Genomic DNA, 22341 nt, shown 5'->3' with positions numbered 1-22341 from the left:
TGCACTATGAAATTATGTGAAAATGTTACAGAATTAATAGGAGATACACCTGTCGTCCGATTATCTAAATTTATTCCAGAAGACGCAGCGGATGTGTATGTAAAACTAGAAATGTTTAATCCATCACGCAGTGTGAAAGACCGCGCTGCATATAATTTACTGCACGTTGCAGAAGAGAATGGTCTCATCAAACCAGGAGATACAATTATTGAACCGACAAGCGGAAATACAGGAATAGGCTTAGCAATGAATGCAGCTGCGAAAGGGTATAAAGCGATTTTAATTATGCCAGACAATATGTCAAAAGAGCGTATAAATTTATTGAAAGCATACGGAGCAGAAGTAGTATTAACACCAGCAGAACAAAGAATGCCAGGAGCAATTGCGAAGGCGTTAGAATTGCAAAAGCAAATACCAAATAGTTTCATTCCGCAACAATTTGAAAATCCAGCAAACCCGAATATTCACCGTTATACGACCGCACTTGAAATTTATGAACAAATGGATGGCGAACTTGATGCATTCGTAGCAACGGCTGGAACTGGTGGAACTATTACAGGGACTGGGGAAACGTTAAAAGAGAAACTACCAAACTTATATATTGCAGTAGTAGAACCGAAAGGATCTCCCGTTTTATCAGGCGGTGTTCCAGGCCCTCATAAATTAGTAGGAACAAGTCCAGGATTTATCCCGAAAAACTTAAATACAGAAGTGTATAACGAAATTATTCAAATTGCAGACGAAGAGGCTTTAACGACAATGAGAAACTTAGCAAGACAAGAAGGTTTATTAGTTGGACCATCTTCTGGAGCTTCTGTTTACGCAGCGATTATGATAGCAAAACGATTAGGCGCTGGTAAAAAAGTTTTATGTATTGCACCTGATACGGGAGAACGGTATTTAAGTATGGGATTATTTGAATAAAAATGATAGAAACCCCTTAATGGTGAAATAGAACTATTAAGGGGTTTGTTATAGGATATTAAGAGAGGAGAAACACAATGAAACTATTAAAACCGACAAATGAATATAGCGAACAAATTATGGAGTATCGAGAGGCATTTTTACATGCGGATGAACAACCACATGGCAGTAGTTCTTTACAAAATTTTGCTGCACTTGATGAATGGTTTGAAAAAGTGAGTAAACAGGAACTGGGAGAAAACTTACAAGGTAATCGAGTACCTTCTAGTCAATTTTTAAGTTTTGAAAAAGGGGAACTTGTAGGTTTTGTGAATATTAGACAACGATTAAACGAAGAATTATTGCGGGAAAGTGGTCATATTGGATATAGTGTTCATCCGAATAAACGTCGCCAAGGCTACGCGACAAAACAATTGAAGCTCGCATTATATGAAGCACAAAAGTTAGGGTTACAGAAAGTGTTAATAACTTGCGATAAAGCTAATATTGCTTCGGCTAAAACGATTCAAAAGGTTGGCGGTGTTTTAGAAAATGAAGTAGTTTCTTCTCATACTGGGGAAATTGTTCAGCGTTATTGGATAAAAATATGATTTAGTGGGAATTTGAAAAGGGAATGCAATGCGCAATATCGAAATAGATAAATGAAAAAGTAAGGGTGTACTGCAATTATAGGGGGAAATGAAGTGGGATTAAAAGAGAAAGCGATAGAAATGTCGGAGGTTTATAGGAGAAATCCGAAGATCGAAGCTATTATTTTAGCAGGTTCAGTAGCTAGAAAGTTAGAAGATGAACATTCGGATATAGAATTACATATATTATGGTCAACGCCACCAGAGGATGAGGATCGTAAAGGGCCTATTAATCATATTGGTGGAGCGATTTTGTCATATCATCCTTATGAGGAAGAAGAATGGTCGGAAACATATTTGACAAAAGAGGGAATTAAATTAGAAATCAGTAACTTTTTAACAGAAACAGTAGAGAAAGTTATTTCGGATGTGGTGGATCAATATGATATAAGTTATGAAAAACAATGTATCGTATCATCCGTTCATGATGGTGTTAGTTTGTATGGAGAAGAGAAAGTGAATGAATTAAAAGATAGAGTGGTATCATATCCAGAAGAACTTGCGGAACAGATGATTTCAGAAAATCTTTGGTTAAGCAATCGCTGGCATAATCGAGAGGCACTTTTAAAACGAAAAGACTGGCTTATGTTATATGATGTTATTTGTGAAGTTCAAAGAAATATATTTGGGGTCTTATTTGGTTTAAACCGAATATATGTGCATCACCCGGCGTTTAAATGGATGCCGAATAATGTGGAACGAATGAGTATTAAGCCTGAAAACTTATATGAGCGTATGGCGAATACGTTAATAGGGAAACCGGAGTATAGTGTACAGGAGTTAGAAGTGTTAATTGAAGAGCTATTACATTTAGTACGACAATATGCTCCAGAATTACATATTACTGAACAACAAAAACGTATTCAATATGCGAAGTGAAAAAGAAGGGATGTAACAATGCGTTACATCCCTTCTTTTTATTTGACTAATTTACCTAGTACGGGTAATCGCTGAATTCTATCACCGAGAATATGTGAAGCAAGTCCGCTCGTTAGGACGAATAAAAGGTAAACAAGTCCTCCTGCGACGCCACAAATACATACAATAAGCAGTGATTCCATATAAGATTGTCCAGGAATTAACCATTTTAAAATTGCTTTTAATGCAATTACAACAGCAGACATTGCTGCGGAGTAAATCGTAATAAGAAATACTGTCTTTGCAGTCTCACCAATTTTGAATTTCGCAAACTTAACGATGCAGTACAACATAATAACATTGGAAACGAGGTATCCAAGAATTGTTCCAAGCACAGCACCGTGTCCGCCAAATAAATGTAAGAGCGGTGTATTTACTAAAACTTTAACGAGAATACCGGCTGAGAATGCAATCATTGTTTTTCTTTGATAATCGATTCCTTGTAAAATAGCTGCTGAAACTGTGAAAATCGCACTTAATATAGCAGAAGGTGCAAAGGAAATTAAATATTGTGATCCACCAAGTGCAATTTCAGGATTTACATAAACCATACGGAATGCATCGTAAGCGATGCTAGCAAGGCCGAATGCAGCTGGGATAGTGAAGAATAACAAGACTTGAAATATCTTTGAAATTTGTTCTTGTAATTCTTCTAGTTTCCCGCTTGTATACGATTTTGTTATTGCTGGAATGATCGTTAATGAGAATCCAGTTGCAAGTGAAGCTGGAATCATAATTAACTTTTGAGCGTAGTTCGTAATATAAGCGAACACTGCATTCGCTGTTTCTAAAGGCTCTCCCATCGCCCTAAGGACATCAGCTACAGTATATTGATCTACTAACGTATAGAGCGGGATTGCAATGCCGACAAATACAATTGGGATTGCATATCGAAGTAATTCCATATAAATTTTTTTTAAAGGAATATTTGATGCCCTTGATTTTAATTCACCTTCGGGAGGTTTTAATCGGTTATACTTTTTCCAGTACATCATTAAAATAGAGAGGCTGGCAAGTGCCCCGATAACAGCGCCAAACGTAGCAACTGCAACAGAAGAGGCGACTGAACCCCCTAATAGTTTTGAGACGATAAAACTACCAACTAAAATGAAAACAACGCGTGCAATTTGTTCTACGACTTGAGAAACAGCACTTGGTTTCATATGTTGAAATCCTTGGAAATAACCACGTGTAACACTCATAGCTGGTACGATAATAAGTGCGAAACTTAATGCTCGCATCGTAAGTGTTACGTCGGCGATAAATTGTGGATCTGGCGTTTTCGAGCGAATAATAAATTGTGATATGTACGGTGCTCCAATAAATAAAATTAAAAACCCTAAAAAGCCCATAAACAACATTAATTTTACGCTAGAGTGGTATAATTTTTTGCTTGTACTATAATCACCAAGCGCATTATGCTTTGCAACAAATTTGGAGACGGCAATAGGGATACCAGCTGTTGAGAAGCTTAATAAAATACCGTACCAAGAGTATGCATATCCATACAAAGCGACCCCTTGCGTCCCAACTAATAATTGAAAAGGGAAGAAGTATATAAAACCTAATATACGTGAAATCATTGTCGCACCGCTTAATAAAGCAGTTCCTTTTAAAACTTTTGAAGTAGACAAAATTCTTTCCTCCTACTCGTGCTGTCTTGCATTTATCGTATACTACTATAAACCTGTTAGAGAAGTTAATATAGTATGGAACATAAATATTCTAATATTATTCATTTAAAAGTCATATTTTACATTTTTTAAATAGAATGTAATACATAAAAATTCAAAATATAAGTTGACACTATTTTTAATGTGTGATAAAAATGATAGTAATCAATTCGGAAAATAATATTTGGGCAATGAAAGGGTATAGTAGTGAATATCTCCCTATTTCAGAGAGCTGATGGTTGGTGTGAATCAGTATATAGATTATTCATGAAGTTCGTCCTGGAGCATCTTTCATAAATCTCATATTTTGAGGAAATGAAAGACGGTAGTTTATACCGTTATCAAATAAAGTGGTGAAGATTGTTTCACAACTAGGGTGGTACCGCGATATTTATCGTCCCTACGTATTTACGTAGGGACGTTTTTTGTTTAGGTCCTAACTTTGTTGTGGCTTCATAACTAGGGTGGTACCGCGATATTTTATCGTCCCTACGTATTTGCGTAGGGACGTTTTTTATTTAGGTCTTACTTTGTTGTATCTTCATAACTAGGGTGGTACCGCGATATTTTTGTCGTCCCTACGTATTTACGTAGGGACGTTTTTTATTATTAGGGAGGAAGTGAACGTATTAGAAAAGAGTATGGATAGAACAATATAAATACCGGATTGTAAAACAGACACAGATAAAGAGAGGAGATTAACAAATGAATTCACAGCAATGGACATCGAAATTAGGTTTCGTATTAGCTGCAGCAGGTTCAGCAATTGGTCTTGGGGCGATTTGGAAATTCCCATATATGGCCGGCATCGGAGGGGGCGGCGCGTTCTTCCTTATTTTCATCGGTTTCACATTATTAATTGGTTTACCGCTATTATTAGCTGAATTCGTAATCGGAAGAAGTACACAAAAAGAGGCTGTTGATGCGTATAGAGAAATCGCACCAAAAACATTATGGCCATGGTTAGGTAAATTGGGGATTGTAACTTGTTTCATACTACTATCTTTCTACAGTGTTGTAGGAGGCTGGATTATATTATACTTATGGAATGCAATTTCAGGTAGACTATGGGAAGGAAATGGAGCATACGAAGCTACGTTTGGTGAAATCATTTCCAATCCGTATTTAGCAGTTGGATCACAGCTATTATTCATCCTTATTACTATTTTCATCGTAAGTAAAGGTGTACAAAATGGTGTTGAAAAAGTAAATAAATATTTCATGCCAGCATTATTCGTTTTATTCTTTGTTTTAATCGTTCGTGCACTTACGTTAGATGGTGCTGGAGAGGGAGTTCGTTTCTTCTTACAACCTGACTTCTCAAACGTAACATCAGAAGTCATTTTATACGCAATGGGACAATCGTTCTTCTCGTTATCTGTCGGTGTAGCCGTTATGGTAACGTATAGCTCATACTTACCGAAAGAAGAAAGTTTACCGCGTTCAGCATTTTCTATCGTAGCTTTAACACTTGTGATTACATTACTTGCAGGGCTAGCGATTTTCCCAGTTGTATTCGCATTTGGAATGGAACCATCTCAAGGGCCGGGGCTATTATTTATCGTATTACCTGCTATTTTCAGTAAAATGGCATTTGGAAAATTATTCTTCATCGTTTTCTTATTACTATTCTTCTTTGCTACTATTACATCAGCAATTTCGATGTTAGAAATTAGCGTTGCATCTTTAACTGCAAAAGGAAAAGGGAAGCGTGAAAAAATGGCTTTAATCGTAGGGCTATTAATCTTCGTTGTTGGAGTACCATCAGCATTATCATTTGGTATATTAAGTGATGTGAAGATTTTTGGAAAGACAGTCTTTGATTTAGCGGATTATGCAGTTAGTAACGTACTAATGCCACTTGGTGTTTTATTAGTTTCTATCTTTGTTCCTTTGAAAATGAAGAAAGATGTATTAATGAAAGAACTTGGTGTAAGTAAAAATAAAGGCTATAAACTGTTCGTATTATGGTTATTCTTACTTCGCTTTATCGCACCAATTGCGATTATTATCGTATTCTTAAATGTACTTGGCATTATTTAAAAAGAAAGGTAGCGTATCGTTTTATGATACGCTACCTTTTTATTTTGCTCTTTTTTGTAGTTCGTTTACTGTTACGAACTGATAGCCCTTCTTAGATAAAGAGTCTAAAATACCTTCAATGGTTTGTAAATTTTCATTAGACTCATCATACATTGAGTGCAGTAAAATGATAGAACCTGGTTTTACATTTTTATTAACATATTCAATTTTATCAGCAGCAGATTTATAAAAAGTATCAGGTTCAAGGTCCCATGTGATTGTTTCGATATTGTTTTTATTTAAATAATATGGCAGACCAATTAGCTTCTTACCGTTAGGTGGTCTAAAATCAATTTCGCCTGTATAGCCTGTTTGGCGGATGAATGAATTCGTTTTTTCTATTTCTTCTTTAATAAAAGAAGGTGTTTTAAAAACCATTCTGTTATGAGAATATGTATGGTTTCCAACTTGGTGTCCAGATTGTACGATAGATTCTCCTAACGATAGGTTTTTTTCTAATTCATTTCCGATTAAAAAGAAAGTAGCTTTTGCATTGTATGTATCTAGTAGCGGTAATATTTGTTTTACATTGTTCGTAGGACCATCATCAAAAGTTAAAGCAATCACTTTTTCATTTGTTTCTACTCGGTTTGTTAAATCTCCAAACAATTGAAAACTTCTTGCGTTCATCAATTTGTATGTTCCAAATAATGCTACAGTAATAATGAATAATGTAACGATTGTAATGATTATTTTCTTTTTCATAAAGCAACCTCACTATATTTTTGGATTGGACTAAAAAGTATTATATCAAATTAAGTAATTTCATGCTTTAAAAAGGATATGGATGCAAGGGGAAGGAATTTATCATATAATAAAATACAAAAGGTATATTAGGAGGTGTTTATATGGCGATTATAATTCAATTGCCGGACACTGCAGCGTCTCATGCAAAGCCAAGTATGGAAATGGCGATACTTTGCGTGAGGTAGACAAGTAATATACAATCGCCTAAATGAGCTCGTATCATTTTTTATATTTGGCTTTGCACCTTATTGAAATGAAACATAAAAAATAAGGGGCGAGCAGAAATGAAATACGTAAAAGCTGCGACGGTTTTACCAGAAAGTTTAATTGCTGAAATTCAAAAGTATATACAAGGTGAAACAATTTACATTCCAAAACAAGAAACGAAACATTATAAATGGGGTACACGATCTGGAGGAAGAAAACAATTAGATGAAAGAAATAAAACAATTAAAGAAGCGTTTAAAAGCGGAATTTCCATTCATCAACTTGCAGAGGAGCATTTTCTTTCCGGAGAAACGATTAAAAAGATTGTGTACTCTAAATGAAGATAAAAGAGTCTAGTTCAAATATCATTTTGAACTAGACTCTTTTTGCTTTGTATCTATTGGATATATTGCGTATGAATGGGAAAGATAATAGAAAAATGTGCCGTTTTTTTACTAAATAGAATATTTGAGTGAAAAGCAGAAAGGTGAGCATTTATGAATCATATTGGACAAATAACGATAGAGCTTTTAATTGGTTTCTTTGTTCTATTAATTGCTACAAAAATACTAGGGAAAACACAAATATCTCAGCTAACACCTTTTGATTTTATTTCTGCTATCGTCCTTGGTGAGCTCGTTGGAAATTCAATATATGATCCTAAAATTAAAGTGTGGTCTATATTATATTCAGTATTTGTTTGGGTAATTTTAATTTATTCAATAGAAGTGATAACACAAAAAATAAGAGGAACAAGAAGGTTTTTTGAAGGGTATCCTTCAATTATTATTCGTAATGGAAAGATTGACCGAGAACAATTAAGTTCAAATCATTTAGATATTAATCAATTACACCAAATGCTTAGGCAACAAAAAGATATTTTTTCAATTCGAGAAGTTGAATATATGATATTGGAACCTAACGGAAACATAAGCGTTCTGAAAAAGAGCAAATATGAATCTCCTACTATAAATGATTTAAGTTTAAAACATAAGCCTGTATACTTACCAATTTCATTAATTAGTGATGGAAAAGTAGTGAAAGATAATTTGAGGGAAGCTGGTTTTGATGAAGGATGGCTGTATAAGCAAATAAAGCAAAGAGGGATTACTAAATTTGAGGATGTATTATATGCTGAATGGAAAACAGACGATGGTTTCTATTGTCAGGAAATGAAGCGATAGAACATAATCGATGTATGTAATATTCGTTTCTAAGTTATCTTTTACATATCAAAAAGCTGAATCATTGTATACAATAAGACTAGATCAACAATTTGTATGGAGTGATAAAGATGGAAGCTTTTATTAGAAGTGATCAATACAATTTTATAAAATCACAAGCTTATATTTTAGCAAATGGGCATGCAACTGCAAATGATAGAGGTGTCATTCAAGCGTTAAAATCACTTGCGATTGAAAAGATAATACATGTATTTGAGAATTTAACGGATGAACAGAAAGAGTTAATCGATACCGTATTAACAGTTCAAAATAGAGAAGATGCAGAATCGTTCTTAATGAGAATAAATCCGTATGTCATTCCGTTTCAGGAAGTTACAGCACAAACATTAAAAAAATTATTTCCTAAAGCGAAGAAGTTAAAGCTGCCTGATATGGAAGAACTGGACATGAAAGAATTATCTTATTTAAGCTGGATTGATAAAGGGTCAAGCAGGAAATTTATTATAGCGAAAAATGATAAAAATAAGTTTGTTGGTCTGCAAGGGACGTTCCAAAGTTTAAATAAAAAGAGCATTTGTTCATTATGTCATGGACATGAAGAAGTTGGGATGTTTTTAGTTGAAATTAAAGGTGATGTACCAGGAACTTTCGTTAAAAAGGGAAACTATATTTGTAAAGATGGTGTAGCTTGTAATCATAATATGAAATCACTTGATAAATTGAACGATTTTATTGAACGATTGAAGAAATAAAGAAGGAACCTCTAGTATTTAAACTGGAGGTTTTTATTTTTTGAAGAAGTAGTAATAGGCTTCTTTTGTAGCCGTAAATTTATAAAAAAAGTCGGGTCATTTATAATAAAATTAGATAAAAATATCTATTTGGATACAGTTGCTTATATGCAAGGAGGTAAAACATGAATTACATTTCACCGAAAGAAGAAATTTTAAAAGCGAAACGGTGGCTTAAAGATACGATAGCGGCAGGTCGTGGTCATACCGTTGCTCTTAAATTGGATGGCACGGTGGTAGCAGTGGGGCGAAATAAAGAAGGAGAATGCAATGTAAGCAGCTGGTGTGATATTGAAGCAGTCGCAGCGGGTAATGTTCATATGGCGACGAACACGGGTAATGCACATACAATCGGTCTTGCATGTGACAGTACTGTGGTAGCTGTGGGTTGGAATAAGCATGAACAATGTGATGTAAACGATTGGCATAATGTTGTAGCGGTTGCGGCGGGGTGGCGTCGTACCATTGGCCTTAAACCGGATGGCACAGTAATAGCAGTGGGGCGAAATAAAGAAGGAGAATGTAATATAAGTAGCTGGAGAGATATTGTGGCGGTCACGGCGGGTGACTGGCATACAGTTGGTCTTAAAATGGACGGAACAGTGACGACTGTGGGGAATAATCGATATGGCCAATGCAATGTAAGTGGATGGAGTGCTATGGTGGAGTTGGCGGCAGGTTATCTTCATACTGTTGGTTTGAAATCGGATGGCAAAGTGATGGCAGTGGGTAATAATAAACTTGGTCAATGCGATGTAGGCAGCTGGAAAGATATTATGGCAATAGCAGCTGGTACGAATCATACAATCGGACTTAAATCAGACGGTACCGTGGTGGCAGTCGGCTGGAATGAGCATGGTCAATGTAATGTAAGCGATTGGCATGATATTGTAGCGATAGCGGCGGGGTGTGCGCATACGGTCGGTCTGAAATTAGATGGCACGGTGGTAGCAGTAGGTGATAATACATACGGTCAATGCGATGTAGGTAGCTGGCGTAACATCAGATTACCTGGCAAATAGTTAATTCACAACAAATCACTAGTAATATTATTCTAGTTTAGGAGTAATTATGGAATAGAATATGTAGATAAGAATCCCTTTTTAAAAGAGGTTCTTATTCTTTTTCCATAAAATGAGTGTCTAAATGGAATTTTGGAACAAACTTTATTTCAAAGCTACAGTAGAAAGTATAAATTACAAATAAAGCATAGGAGAGCTGAAGAAATGCTTAAAAAGTTTTTGCTTTCTTTACCGGATGTTTTACTTGTGTGCATTGTTATCTACATAACATACACAACTACTTTTAGTTTTGTACAGATGTTAGTAATTTCAATTGCAATCGGAATCGTCGGTGGTCTTGTTATAAGAATTTGTAAGGATGTATTCACGTATATAAGGTGGACAATTAAACAAAGGAAATCTTGAATATGTTGTATTGCTATTAGGAGGAGAGGAAATGACTAAGAAAAAGAGTAGAGTGAAAAATGAAATCGCACTTTGGACATTGACAGCGGTTGTTCTCATTATTGCATGGTACTTTTTTCAAAGATAAAAATGCATCGTACTTAAAAGGTACGATGCATTTTTATTATTTTTTTTGCCAATTTTCTTTTATAAAGTCTTCACGGCCAGATTCTTTTTGCTCAGTAGCATATTTCTCCGGATTTTTTTTATAAAAATGTTGATGGTATTCTTCAGCCTCATAAAAAGGTGCAGCCAGGCGAATTTCAGTTACGATTGGCTCTTTAAACATACCGCTTTCTGCAAGAGCTTGTTTTGATTTTTCAGCAAGCTCTTTTTGCGTTTCATTATGATAAAAAATAGCAGTGCGATAAGATGGACCACGGTCAAAGAATTGTCCGCCATCATCAGTTGGATCGATTTGTGGCCAATATAAATCTAGTAATTTTTCATATGGAAAAATAGAAGCATCGAATGTAATTTGTACAACTTCTAAATGACCAGATGTACCAGCTTTTACTTGTTCATATGTTGGGTTTTCTACATGACCACCTGCATAGCCAGAAAGTACTTTATGAATACCAGGAAGTTCATCAAATGGCTTTACCATGCACCAAAAGCAACCGCCTGCGAAGGTTGCGAGTTCGTATGTTTTTTCGGACATTGTTGTAATCCTCCTAAATGTATATGTTTTATATAGTATTATACAATCTTTTTTATTGCGCAATAAAAAAGATTTAGAAGTAAAGAAAAATTGAAATATATTTCTTTATAAAGTCTTTAAAATTCCTTCAAAGTTTCTTTTTTTCTGAGTGTTATGATGTAAATCGAAGTGAATATGTGAGGTGATAGTCAATGAATCCACGTATGAAAATTAATAGTTTACAACAAAAAATGAAAGAGAGACTAATATGAAAAAGGAATTTATACAAAGCGATTTAAGAAATATATTGATTGCGGCATGCTTACTATTAGGGTTAGTTATTTTTGGATATTTTTTAATGAATAATTACCCAGGTACAAATGAAAAAAAGAAGTTAACAAATGCAACATCTACTTTAGAATCAATTACATCTATTGCTAATTCAGATGCCAAAAAAAGGGTTACAAAAACTTTTAATATTACAGCGAAAGTAGCAAGTTTAGATTTGGGAAATGGGAAAAAGGTAGATGCATGGACTTTTGATGGAACATCACCGGGTACTCAAATTCGAGTTAAACAAGGTGAACGTATTGTTGTAAATTTGAAAAATGAATTGCCAGAACCCGTCACAATCCATTGGCATGGATTAGATGTTCCTGCGGCGGTAGACGGTGTTCCAGGTGTTACGCAAAATGCTATAAAACCAGGTGAAACATATACATACGCATTTAATGCTGATCAGGTGGGGACATATTGGTATCATTCACATCAAAAAAGTGCAATACAAACGGAGCGGGGACTATTTGGAACCATTGTTATTGAACCGAATAAACCAGCTATAAAATATGAAAAGGATTATACAGTGGCAATCCATGAATGGAAAACAGGAGCCATAAAAACCCGTAAGCATAATGGCGAACAAGATAAAGACTGGGATAGCTACCCTAGCAATCATATTCGAAATGAAAAGGCGCAAACTTTAGAAGGCCCGTTAATGATGCCAAGTAATGATCAACTCAAAGATTTATCTGATGGAGATGATTACGATGTATTTACATTAAATGATACAAGTGAGGGACTACGATTGGATGCAAAACCAGGTGAAACAGTACGCCTTCGCTTAATTAATGCTGGGAATAATACGCATTTAATGACATTAGTTGGGGCGCCATTTCAAATTATCGCATTAGATGGTCGTGATATAAAAGGTGGGGACGAGCTAGATAAAGCAATTCTTCCGATGGGAGCTGCACAACGTTATGACCTTGTTTTTAAAATGCCGGAAACAACGAGTGTAAAACTTATTAATGTGGATCCATCTAAGAAAATGAATCGAATGTTAACGGCGACTATTGGGAACGGTTCTTTGCCGAAAAAACCTATTGATATAAAGAGTTATCCATGGTTTGATTTTACGAAATATGGAGAAAAAGAAGTTGGCAAGTTTACGATAGATTCAAAGTTTACAAAGGTCTATGATATGGATTTGGCAGAAGGTGTGAAAGATGTAAATGGACAAGAAAAATGGGTGTATACGATTAATGGAAAGACATCACCTGATATTCCACCCATTAAAGTAGAGAAAGGAGATAAAGTTAAGATTCGCTTTAAAAATAAGGGAGAAGAAATTCATCCAATGCATTTGCATGGACATACATTCCAAGTTATTTCTAAAAATGGTAAACCAATGGAGGGAAGTCCGATTTACTTAGATACAGTTAATGTTTTTCCGGGAGAAGAATATGAAATTGCTTTAGAGGCAAATAATAGTGGACTATGGATGGTTCATTGTCATCATCTCGTTCATGCGGAAAAAGGAATGCATACGATGATGAATTATGAGGGGGTAACTACTCCATTTTCTACCGGAGATCACTCAGGTAATCATCCAGAATAATAATACGGAGGTTTTCATGCTTTATAGAATGATAGTATTTATTGTAACAAGTGTAAGTATATTTTTATTTTCTCATAGTAGTGTATTTGCTCATACAAGTGTTGTAGGAATCACCCCTAAAGAGGGTGAGGTTCTGACAGGACAACCGGAACAGATTATTCTTGAATTTAGTGAACCAGTTACAGGAAATGTAGTCAATATTGAACTGCTAGATCCAAGTGCAAAGAGAGTGCAAGTATCAAAGGTTGAAATATTAGATAACCCAACAAAAATAAAAGTGAAAATACCAAACTTAAATAATGGTACTTACACAGTAAGGTGGTCTATGATATCTGCAGACGGACATCCGAGTGAGGGAGGCTATCCCTTTTCAATTGGAGAAGAAGTACAAACTAATGTAGTGGTAGAGGGAAATGCGAGTGGGAGTGGCTCAGTATTTTCAGATGTTATGATAGTAACACTACGCTATATTGTAGAGGGAATGATTTTAATTGGAGCAGGAGTAAAGTGGCTCGATATGTTTGTAAAACGTTATAGATTACCTTCCATATTGCAAAGAATGAAGAATATGAAAAAGATTTTCTTCTCTATACTTGTAGTAGGATTAATAGCCGAATTAATAGTATATAAGTCAGTTATTCCGAAGGGAAGTTTACTTATTCATTCGCCATTTTCAGTTATTATTATGATTCAACTGCTATTATTAGTTCTTATGTCTTTGCAGCATATGGGGAACGAATGGTATGCGCTAGTTTGGGGATTTCTTGTTGTGAGTTTTTCTTTCACAGGTCATGTGTGGATTACTAATCCAAATTGGGCAGCAGTTATAATTAGAATGGTCCACGTTATGAGTATTGCAGTGTGGCTAGGAGCACTTATTTATTTAGCTCTTGTTATAGCGTGGACAACATTATACAAAATTACATTTGATCAAAAGCGTTTCCGTAAGCATTTTAGCATTATTGCTGGTATTTCATTTATTCTAGCATTTCTTTCTGGGGAATTAATTGTGTTTTTACAGACGAGGAATTGGGTACTTTTTAATTTTAATTCAATATGGACGAACCTTTTAAATATAAAGATTCTTACTGTATGTATAATTACAATTGTAGCATGGAGACAAACGAAAACATGGGGTAACGATATCGGAACAGTTAATCGCCGTTTATTGCTCTTAGAAATTGTTCTAGCTATACTCGTATTATTAGCTGGTATTTGGATGAGTCAAGTTTCGTTTCCGGTGAATTCTGTAACTAGCTAAAATTATAATGTTCATAGGAGTTCTGTAATGTCAATCCGTATTAGATTGCTGTTGTCGTATGTTGCGATGGTAATTATTCCAATCGTTTTTTGCGGTATAGCAGTTATGTTAATTAGTGTTACTTTATTTGGTGATATTCGTATTGCAAAAGCAATCATTGGTCTTAATCAAACTAGTCATTCTCTCATTGATAAAGAGCAGGAGGGAGCTATTCGTACAAAAGAAGATGAAGATGATATTTTTAGTAGGTTAAAAATTCTTTCATCGTATGCTCCAAATAAATTGGAGGATATAAATTTTTTAAAGGAAACTGATAAAGAATTAAACGATAATCAAGCAGGATTACTAATTCGAAAAAATGATGAGCTTACATATTCATCCCCATATTTTAAAATCTCTTCGTTCGATAAATACCTGCCCGCATTTGAAACGGAAGGACAAAGAAAGGGAATGGATGTGAAAATAGAGGGTAATTCTTTTTACTATAAGCAATTTGATTACTACGATGAAGAGAAGGATAAGGTTAGTATTTTTGTATTTGAGTATGTAAATCCTTTAGAAGAAATGATTAGAGAATTTTTCCCGTATTTCGTATTCTCTTTAATACTTGGGTTAATTATTACGAATGGAATATTAACATATTTTATATCACGGAGTATTATTAAACCATTGCATTCATTAAAGCAGGCAACGGAAAGAATTCAAAAGGGTGATTTAGATTTTCAAGTAAAGCCACTTGCGAAAGATGAAATAGGTGAATTAAGTTTATCGTTTGAAGAGATGCGTGGCAGGTTGAAGGAATCGGTCGAGTTGCAAATGCAATATGAAAAGAATCGTAAAGAGCTGCTTTCAAATATTTCTCATGATTTACGGACGCCAATTACGGCTATTAAAGGTTATGTACAAGGAATTAAAGAGGGTATCGCTCGAACTCCAGAACAATTAGATAAATATTTAACGATTATTTATCATAAAGTGTTTGATATGGATCAATTAATTGACGAGCTTTTTCTCTTTTCAAAACTTGATTTAAAAGAGGAACCGTTTCAATTTGAAGAGGTTGAAATTAACCAATACTTATCTGATTGTATAGAAGAACTACAGCTTGAATTACAAGATAAGGGAATTGCAGTGAGATGGGATGCTCAAAAGGATACTTCTATTTTGGTAAAAGGTGATCGTGAAAAATTACGTCGTGTTATTACAAATATCATTTGGAATAGTGTGAAGTATATGGATAAAGAAGAAGGATATATAGGAATTCGCATGACCGAATCTACTGATTATGTAACGATTTACATAAAAGATAATGGGGTAGGAATAGAAGAGAAGGCGTTGCCTCATATATTTGAAAGGTTTTATCGTGCAGATCATTCTAGAAATTCTAAAACAGGTGGAAGCGGACTTGGTTTGTCAATTGCACATCAGATTATCACACAACATGGTGGTGATATTTGGGTAGAAAGCAAAAAAGGTAAAGGAACGACGCTGGCATTTACATTACAAAAAATCAATTAGAAAAAGGAGAGCATCTTGAAAAGAATTTTAATTATTGAAGATGAAGCTATTATAGCAGAGTTAGAAAAGGATTATTTAGAGGTTGCTGGGTATACAGTAGATATTGATTACTCTGGCGAAAAAGGTTTACAAAGAGTTCTTCTGGAGGATTATGACTTGTTAATTTTAGACATAATGTTACCGGGAATAGATGGCTATGAAATTTGTAAACAAGTTCGATTGGAAAAGGACATACCAATACTTATGGTGTCCGCAAAACAAGAGGAAATCGATAAAATTAAAGGGTTAGGTTTTGGAGCAGATGATTATATTATAAAACCGTTTAGCCCGAGTGAAATGGTGGCACGTGTAAATGCTCATCTAGCTCGTTATGATCGTTTAACAGGAAAACGAGAACAAATAAAAGATGAAATTCGTATTCGAGGATTGTTTATTGATAAATCAGCACGACGTGTATTTGTAAATGGAACTGAGGTCATGTTAACAGGAAAAGAATTTGATTTATTAACTTGTATGGCAGAACATCCAAATCAAGTATTTAGTAAAGATCGTCTCTTTGAAACTGTATGGGGGATGGATGTCATTGGTGATGCAGCAACGGTTGCTGTCCATGTGAAAAATATTCGTCACAAAATTGAACTCGATCCATTTGATAAATCATATATTGAAACAATTTGGGGAGTAGGGTATCGTTTTACACAGTGAAAAAGGCCAGCAAAAATGCTGGCTTTTTTTGCGTAAGTAGATTAAGAAATTACAAACAAGATCCTCCGCTCACATCAATTAATTGTCCAGTAACCCAGCGGCTGTCTGGAGAAGCGAGAAATGCCGCGGTATCGGCAATATCTTCTACTTCACCTAAGCGATTAAAAGCGGAAATGGTAGTAGCGTACTGTTTCATCATTGGGTCGCTCAAGAGTTCCGCATTCATATCTGTTTTAATAAATCCAGGAAGTATTGCATTCACTGTTATTCCTCGTGCTCCGAGCTGTTTTGCTAGCGTGAAAGTCATCGTATTAATAGCGCCTTTCGTCATACTATATGCAACGAAATCAGGTAAAGAAATACGAGTGGCAGCGGATGAAATATTAATAATTCGGCTATTGTCACGTAAACGAGATAGAGCTTGTTGGATGATAAAGAATGGTGCTTTTGCATTAACAGAAACCATTCTATCAAAAAATTGTTCAGTCGTTTCTTCAATAAAAGCACCAGGACCAATTCCAGCGTTGTTTATTAAAATATCAAATTTAGTACTACCAGTTCTATTTTGTAATTCGCTATCTAAAGAACTATAAAGGGTTTCTACACCATGTAAAGATTCAAGGTTTGCACCGATAGAAAAAGCTGATCCGCCATTTGATTGAATTTCATAAACAGTTTCTTCAGCATCTTCTTTTCGATTTCCGTAATGAATAGCAACTAATGCACCGTCGTTTGCTAAACGTTTTGCAATAGCACGTCCAATTCCTCGGCTTGCTCCTGTAACTAATGCCACTTTTCCTTTTAACATAGTTTTCTCATCTCCTCATAAAATTTTATATGTTATTAAGTTGTTTTTCTTTATGTATTAATGCGAACATACTTAAGTAATATATGAGTATGTGTAAGGAGTTCATTCCGATTTTGTTTTGAGAAAAAATAAATAGTCTTCTAGTAAAATGGATTGAATTTTAAATCTTTTTTGGAAAACATGTTGACAATGAAAAGAACAACGTCCTATAATACGTTTAACAAATAAAAGTTAATTGAGAATTTTCCAACTTTATATATTACATATGCAAAGAAGAGGAAAGTAGATGGTTATGATCGTTTCAGAGAGCTGCTCCTAGGCTGTGAGAGTAGTAACAATCGAATCATTGAAGATCACCTCGGAGCATTGCTTGCGAAAGGGAAACTGAGTAGAGGGCGACGGCATCGTCTCCGGTAAAAGGACGGGGGTCTAATTGGACCTACAAAGCTTATATTTCGCGAGAAGTATAAGGAAGCTGAGTGGTAACGCGAAACTCTCGCCTCAGCAATCAAAGCTACTAAATTGTAGTAGTTGATTGCTGAGGCGAGAGTTTTTATTTTAAAAAATAGAATACGATAATGCGTAGAAGAGGAGAGTAAATGAAGAAAATTGTTTCAGAGAGCTGCCCAGAAGCTGTGAGGGTGGTAACAATTTCATCATTGAAAATCACCTCGGAGTACTACTTTTGAAAACTAGTAAAAAGTAGCGGAGTTGTTTCCGATAGAAAAACAAAAGTCTAATTGGACTTGCAGAGCTTATATTTCGTGAGAAGTGTGAGGAAGCTGAGTGGTACCACGATTCCCTCGTCTCAGCAATGGATTGCTACAAGTATGTATGTAATCGATTGTTGAGACGAGTATATTTTTAAAAATTATATACTGAATATTCTGTTAAAAATACTCATCTCAGCAATCGATATAGAAATAGATTGCAAAAATAGAGAGAAAAAAGAGGAGCGATGTGAGATGGGAAACCAGTATATTTATATGAATGGGGAATTTGTAGAAAAAGAAAAGGCAGTTGTTTCAGTATATGATCACGGTTTTTTATACGGAGATGGTGTATTTGAAGGGATTCGTAGTTACGGTGGAAATGTATTTTGTTTAAAAGAACATGTAAAACGATTATACGAATCAGCAAAATCTATTTTACTTACAATCCCACTGACAGTTGACGAAATGGAAGAAGCAGTTTTACAAACACTGCAAAAAAATGAATATGCTGATGCCTACATTCGATTAATTGTTTCAAGAGGAAAAGGTGACTTAGGGCTCGACCCTAGAAGTTGCGTGAAACCGAGCGTTATTATCATTGCAGAACAATTAAAGTTATTCCCACAGGAATTTTACGATAATGGACTAAGCGTTGTATCTGTTGCATCGAGACGTAATACGCCAGATGCATTAGATCCACGTATTAAGTCAATGAACTATTTAAATAACGTACTTGTGAAAATTGAAGCGGCACAAGCAGGAGTGTTAGAGGCCCTTATGTTAAATCAACAAGGATATGTTTGTGAAGGATCTGGAGACAATGTTTTCGTTGTGAAAGATGGAAAAGTGTTAACACCTCCTTCTTACTTAGGGGCGCTAGAAGGTATTACGAGAAATAGTGTTATCGAGCTATGTGAACGACTTAATATTCCATGTGAGGAAAGGCCATTTACTCGCCATGACGTATATGTAGCAGATGAAGTGTTTTTAACAGGAACAGCAGCAGAATTAATTCCAGTTGTAAAAGTTGATTCAAGAGAGATTGGAGATGGAAAACCAGGAAGTGTAACGAAACAATTGACAGAGGAATTTAAAAAGTTAACGAGAGAAAGAGGAGTACGTGTTCCAGGACTGGCGGAGAGCTTACTGTAGATAGGGAGAGGAGTTAATTAAAATGGAGCAGCATACAACACGTGAGAAATTACAGTGTGAAGATGTGACAGGTGCCGGACATGTTATTCAAAGCTTGAAAAAATTAGGTGTAACGACTGTTTTCGGTTATCCAGGCGGAGCGATTTTGCCAGTGTACGATGCGTTATATGGAAGTGGTTTGAAGCACGTTTTAACTCGTCATGAACAAGCTGCCATTCATGCGGCAGAAGGATATGCGAGAGCTTCTGGAAAGGTCGGGGTAGTCTTTGCTACCTCTGGCCCAGGGGCGACAAATTTAGTTACGGGTTTAGCAGATGCTTATATGGATTCGATTCCTTTAGTTGTCATTACAGGGCAAGTTGCAAAACCTCTCATCGGAAAAGACGGATTTCAAGAAGCAGATGTTGTCGGGATTACAGTACCTGTTACGAAGCATAATTACCAAGTTCGTGATGTGAATCATTTATCACGTATTGTACAAGAAGCTTTTTACATCGCCGAAAGCGGGCGACCAGGACCAGTATTAATTGATATTCCAAAAGATGTTCAAAATGAAAATGTAACAAGTTTTTATAATGAAGTAATTGAGATTCCAGGGTACAAATTAGAGCCTATGCCAGACGGTAGGAAGCTTAGAGAGGTAGCTAAAGCAATTTCCGAAGCAAAACGTCCACTTCTTTATATTGGAGGAGGGGTCATTCATTCAGGTGGTTCTGATGAACTCATCAAATTTGCGAGGGAGAATCGTATTCCTGTCGTTTCCACTTTAATGGGACTGGGTGCGTATCCGCCAGGAGATTCGTTCTTTTTAGGAATGCTCGGCATGCATGGAACGTACGCTGCAAATATGGCAGTAACAGAATGTGATTTACTACTTGCTTTAGGTGTTCGCTTCGATGATCGTGTAACAGGAAAATTAGAACTTTTTTCTCCGTATTCGAAAAAGGTACATATTGATATAGATCCTTCGGAGTTTCATAAAAATGTAACTGTGGAATATCCGATTGTTGGAGATGTGAAAAAAGCGTTACACATGCTGTTACATATGCCGATTTGTACACAGACAGATAAATGGCTTACGAAAATCGAGGAATGGAAAAGGGAATATCCTCTTTCTTATCATCAAAAAGAAAGTGAGTTAAAACCACAGCATGTTATTAGTCTAGTAAGTGAATTAACGAACGGTGAAGCGATTGTTACGACAGAAGTAGGACAGCATCAAATGTGGGCTGCTCATTTTTATAAAGCGAAAAATCCACGGACTTTTCTAACATCTGGTGGACTAGGAACGATGGGGTTTGGTTTCCCAGCAGCAGTTGGTGCTCAGCTTGCAAAAGAGGAAGAACTCGTCATTTGTATTGCAGGCGATGCTTCTTTTCAAATGAACATTCAAGAACTGCAAACAATTGCTGAAAATAATATTCCTGTAAAAGTATTTATTATAAATAACAAATTTTTAGGGATGGTAAGGCAATGGCAAGAGATGTTTTATGAAAATCGTTTATCAGAATCAAAAATTGGATCGCCAGATTTTGTGAAAGTGGCAGAAGCATATGGAGTGAAGGGATTAAGGGCGACAAATTCAACAGAGGCGAAACAAGTGATGTTAGAAGCATTTGCTCACGAAGGTCCTGTCGTAGTTGATTTTTGTGTAGAAGAAGGTGAAAACGTATTTCCGATGGTTCCGCCAAACAAAGGGAATAACGAAATGATTATGAAGAGGTGGGAAGAATGAGTCATACTTTTTCACTCGTTATTCATAACGAGCCAAGCGTCTTGTTACGTATAAGTGGAATTTTTGCTCGGCGTGGCTATTATATTTCTTCTTTATATTTAAACGAAAGAGATACTAGTGGCGTTTCTGAAATGAAACTCACAGCAGTTTGTACTGAAAATGAAGCGACATTACTTGTTGGTCAGTTGAAAAAATTAATTGATGTACTGCAAGTAAATAAATTATAAGGAGTGTATCGAATATGAAAACGTATTATGAAAAAGATGCAAATGTAGAGTTATTACAAGGGAAAACAGTTGCGGTAATTGGTTATGGATCTCAAGGTCATGCGCAAGCACAAAATTTACGTGATTCTGGTGTAGAAGTTGTAGTTGGTGTTCGACATGGTAAGTCTTTTGAAGTAGCAAAAGCAGATGGGTTTGAAGTAATGTCTGTTTCAGAAGCGGTTCGAACCGCGCAAGTCGTACAAATGTTATTGCCAGATGAACAGCAAACACATGTGTATAAAACAGAAGTAGAAGAGAATCTCCGTGAAGGGCAAATGTTACTTTTCTCACATGGATTTAATATTCACTTCGGACAAATTAACCCGCCAAGTTACGTAGATGTAGCAATGGTCGCGCCAAAAAGTCCAGGTCATCTCGTTCGCCGTGTATTCCAAGAAGGGAATGGTGTTCCGGCGTTAGTCGCAGTACATCAAGATGCAACAGGCACCGCATTACATGTAGCACTTGCGTATGCAAAAGGTGTAGGTTGTACACGTGCAGGTATAATTGAAACGACATTCCAAGAAGAAACAGAGACGGATTTATTCGGAGAGCAAGCGGTACTTTGCGGCGGGGTAACTGCACTTGTGAAAGCTGGTTTTGAAACATTGACAGAAGGCGGATATCGTCCTGAAATTGCATACTTCGAATGTTTACATGAATTAAAATTAATTGTTGATTTAATGTACGAAGGTGGTTTAACGAACATGCGCCATTCTATTTCAGATACGGCTGAGTTCGGAGATTATGTAACAGGATCGAGAATCGTTACAGATGAAACGAAGAAAGAGATGAAACGAGTACTTACAGAAATTCAGCAAGGTGAATTCGCGAAGAAATGGATTTTAGAAAACCAAGCTGGGCGTCCAACATATAATGCGATGAAAAAAGCAGAGCAAAATCATCAGTTAGAAAAAGTAGGGGTAGAACTTCGTGAAATGATGAGCTGGATTCATGCACCGAAAGAATTAGTAAAGAAATAGTGTAAGCGATTGTATGTGAAAAATACGTAAGAGGGGATTTGA

21 protein-coding genes and 2 other annotated features are annotated in these 22341 nt (G+C 35.8%); of the genes, 17 read left to right on the top strand and 4 right to left on the bottom strand.

Going from position 1 to position 22341, the window contains the following annotated elements:
- The first annotated feature begins 6 nt into the window (after positions 1-6).
- From cysK to ACUN0F_RS24595, 3 genes are all read left to right on the top strand, one after another.
- Positions 7-924, top strand: a complete 918-nt coding sequence (gene cysK / locus ACUN0F_RS24605; protein ID WP_000762271.1) for a cysteine synthase A — start codon at positions 7-9, stop codon at positions 922-924.
- A gap of 77 nt (positions 925-1001) precedes the next feature.
- Positions 1002-1514 (top strand): GNAT family N-acetyltransferase, encoded by a 513-nt coding sequence (locus ACUN0F_RS24600; RefSeq protein ID WP_264462568.1) that lies wholly within the window; start codon positions 1002-1004, stop codon positions 1512-1514.
- Between the two features lie 93 nt (positions 1515-1607).
- Complete coding sequence (locus tag ACUN0F_RS24595; RefSeq protein WP_445540353.1) at positions 1608-2432, top strand: DUF4037 domain-containing protein; 825 nt, start codon at positions 1608-1610, stop codon at positions 2430-2432.
- Between the two features lie 38 nt (positions 2433-2470).
- Here the strand turns inward: ACUN0F_RS24595 and ACUN0F_RS24590 are convergent, their stop codons facing one another.
- On the bottom strand, positions 2471-4105 hold the full coding sequence (locus ACUN0F_RS24590; RefSeq protein ID WP_445540352.1) for a putative polysaccharide biosynthesis protein: 1635 nt from the start codon (positions 4103-4105) through the stop codon (positions 2471-2473).
- A 221-nt stretch (positions 4106-4326) separates the two neighbouring features.
- Positions 4327-4549 (top strand) — a binding site (T-box leader).
- Between the two features lie 300 nt (positions 4550-4849).
- Here ACUN0F_RS24590 and ACUN0F_RS24585 point away from each other — a divergent pair.
- Positions 4850-6187 carry a sodium-dependent transporter gene (locus ACUN0F_RS24585; RefSeq protein WP_097857286.1) on the top strand — a complete coding sequence of 446 codons (1338 nt, stop codon included), beginning with the start codon at positions 4850-4852 and terminating at the stop codon, positions 6185-6187.
- A gap of 39 nt (positions 6188-6226) precedes the next feature.
- Here the strand turns inward: ACUN0F_RS24585 and ACUN0F_RS24580 are convergent, their stop codons facing one another.
- Positions 6227-6931, bottom strand: a complete 705-nt coding sequence (locus tag ACUN0F_RS24580) for a polysaccharide deacetylase family protein (protein WP_097857285.1) — start codon at positions 6929-6931, stop codon at positions 6227-6229.
- A 326-nt stretch (positions 6932-7257) separates the two neighbouring features.
- Here ACUN0F_RS24580 and ACUN0F_RS24575 point away from each other — a divergent pair, with 326 nt between their 5' ends.
- The 5 genes from ACUN0F_RS24575 (at position 7258) to ACUN0F_RS24555 (ending at position 10582) form a co-directional block, all read left to right on the top strand.
- The gene (locus tag ACUN0F_RS24575) at positions 7258-7521 is read left to right on the top strand and encodes a CD3324 family protein (RefSeq protein WP_000878306.1); all 264 of its coding nucleotides are present in this window, start codon (positions 7258-7260) and stop codon (positions 7519-7521) included.
- Between the two features lie 156 nt (positions 7522-7677).
- Positions 7678-8364, top strand: a complete 687-nt coding sequence (locus ACUN0F_RS24570; protein ID WP_445540351.1) for a DUF421 domain-containing protein — start codon at positions 7678-7680, stop codon at positions 8362-8364.
- Positions 8365-8474: 110 nt separating this feature from the next.
- Positions 8475-9116 carry a FusB/FusC family EF-G-binding protein gene (locus tag ACUN0F_RS24565; protein WP_000387077.1) on the top strand — a complete coding sequence of 214 codons (642 nt, stop codon included), beginning with the start codon at positions 8475-8477 and terminating at the stop codon, positions 9114-9116.
- 164 nt (positions 9117-9280) lie between these two features.
- A complete protein-coding gene (locus tag ACUN0F_RS24560) occupies positions 9281-10177 on the top strand; it encodes an RCC1 domain-containing protein (protein WP_001106789.1) in 897 nt (298 codons plus the stop codon).
- Between the two features lie 204 nt (positions 10178-10381).
- Entirely contained in the window at positions 10382-10582 is a 201-nt protein-coding gene (locus ACUN0F_RS24555) for a hypothetical protein (protein ID WP_000913387.1), read from the top strand.
- Positions 10583-10745: 163 nt separating this feature from the next.
- Here the strand turns inward: ACUN0F_RS24555 and msrA are convergent, their stop codons facing one another.
- Complete coding sequence (msrA, locus tag ACUN0F_RS24550; RefSeq protein WP_106101461.1) at positions 10746-11282, bottom strand: peptide-methionine (S)-S-oxide reductase MsrA; 537 nt, start codon at positions 11280-11282, stop codon at positions 10746-10748.
- Between the two features lie 247 nt (positions 11283-11529).
- On the opposite strand from msrA, the gene ACUN0F_RS24545 reads away from it, so the two are divergent.
- From ACUN0F_RS24545 to ACUN0F_RS24530, 4 genes are read left to right on the top strand one after another with little or no spacing between them, the layout of a single operon-like run.
- Positions 11530-13158: a multicopper oxidase family protein gene (locus ACUN0F_RS24545; RefSeq protein WP_445540350.1), complete on the top strand. Its 1629-nt coding sequence runs from the start codon at positions 11530-11532 to the stop codon at positions 13156-13158.
- 16 nt (positions 13159-13174) lie between these two features.
- Positions 13175-14419: a copper resistance CopC/CopD family protein gene (locus ACUN0F_RS24540; protein ID WP_445540349.1), complete on the top strand. Its 1245-nt coding sequence runs from the start codon at positions 13175-13177 to the stop codon at positions 14417-14419.
- Between the two features lie 27 nt (positions 14420-14446).
- Positions 14447-15937 (top strand): sensor histidine kinase, encoded by a 1491-nt coding sequence (locus ACUN0F_RS24535; protein WP_264461162.1) that lies wholly within the window; start codon positions 14447-14449, stop codon positions 15935-15937.
- 15 nt (positions 15938-15952) lie between these two features.
- On the top strand, positions 15953-16642 hold the full coding sequence (locus ACUN0F_RS24530) for a response regulator transcription factor (RefSeq protein WP_137053363.1): 690 nt from the start codon (positions 15953-15955) through the stop codon (positions 16640-16642).
- 49 nt (positions 16643-16691) lie between these two features.
- On the opposite strand, the gene ACUN0F_RS24525 is transcribed toward ACUN0F_RS24530, so the two are convergent.
- The gene (locus ACUN0F_RS24525; protein WP_098802862.1) at positions 16692-17450 is read right to left on the bottom strand and encodes an SDR family oxidoreductase; all 759 of its coding nucleotides are present in this window, start codon (positions 17448-17450) and stop codon (positions 16692-16694) included.
- Positions 17451-18024: 574 nt separating this feature from the next.
- Positions 18025-18264, top strand: a binding site (T-box leader).
- Positions 18265-18415: 151 nt separating this feature from the next.
- Between ACUN0F_RS24525 and ilvE the strand changes: the two genes are divergently transcribed.
- From ilvE to ilvC, 4 genes are read left to right on the top strand one after another with little or no spacing between them, the layout of a single operon-like run.
- The gene (gene ilvE / locus ACUN0F_RS24520) at positions 18416-19315 is read left to right on the top strand and encodes a branched-chain-amino-acid transaminase (protein ID WP_046955076.1); all 900 of its coding nucleotides are present in this window, start codon (positions 18416-18418) and stop codon (positions 19313-19315) included.
- A gap of 22 nt (positions 19316-19337) precedes the next feature.
- Positions 19338-21050: an acetolactate synthase large subunit gene (gene ilvB, locus ACUN0F_RS24515; protein ID WP_445540348.1), complete on the top strand. Its 1713-nt coding sequence runs from the start codon at positions 19338-19340 to the stop codon at positions 21048-21050.
- On the top strand, positions 21047-21277 hold the full coding sequence (locus ACUN0F_RS24510; RefSeq protein ID WP_046955074.1) for an ACT domain-containing protein: 231 nt from the start codon (positions 21047-21049) through the stop codon (positions 21275-21277). The genes ilvB and ACUN0F_RS24510 overlap by 4 nt, the downstream gene beginning before the upstream one ends.
- Positions 21278-21291: 14 nt before the next feature.
- Entirely contained in the window at positions 21292-22299 is a 1008-nt protein-coding gene (gene ilvC / locus ACUN0F_RS24505) for a ketol-acid reductoisomerase (RefSeq protein WP_445540347.1), read from the top strand.
- Positions 22300-22341: the final 42 nt, after the last annotated feature.

The organism is Bacillus sp. 1A (assembly GCF_052682215.1).
This window is presented reverse-complemented; position numbering and strand designations above follow the sequence as displayed.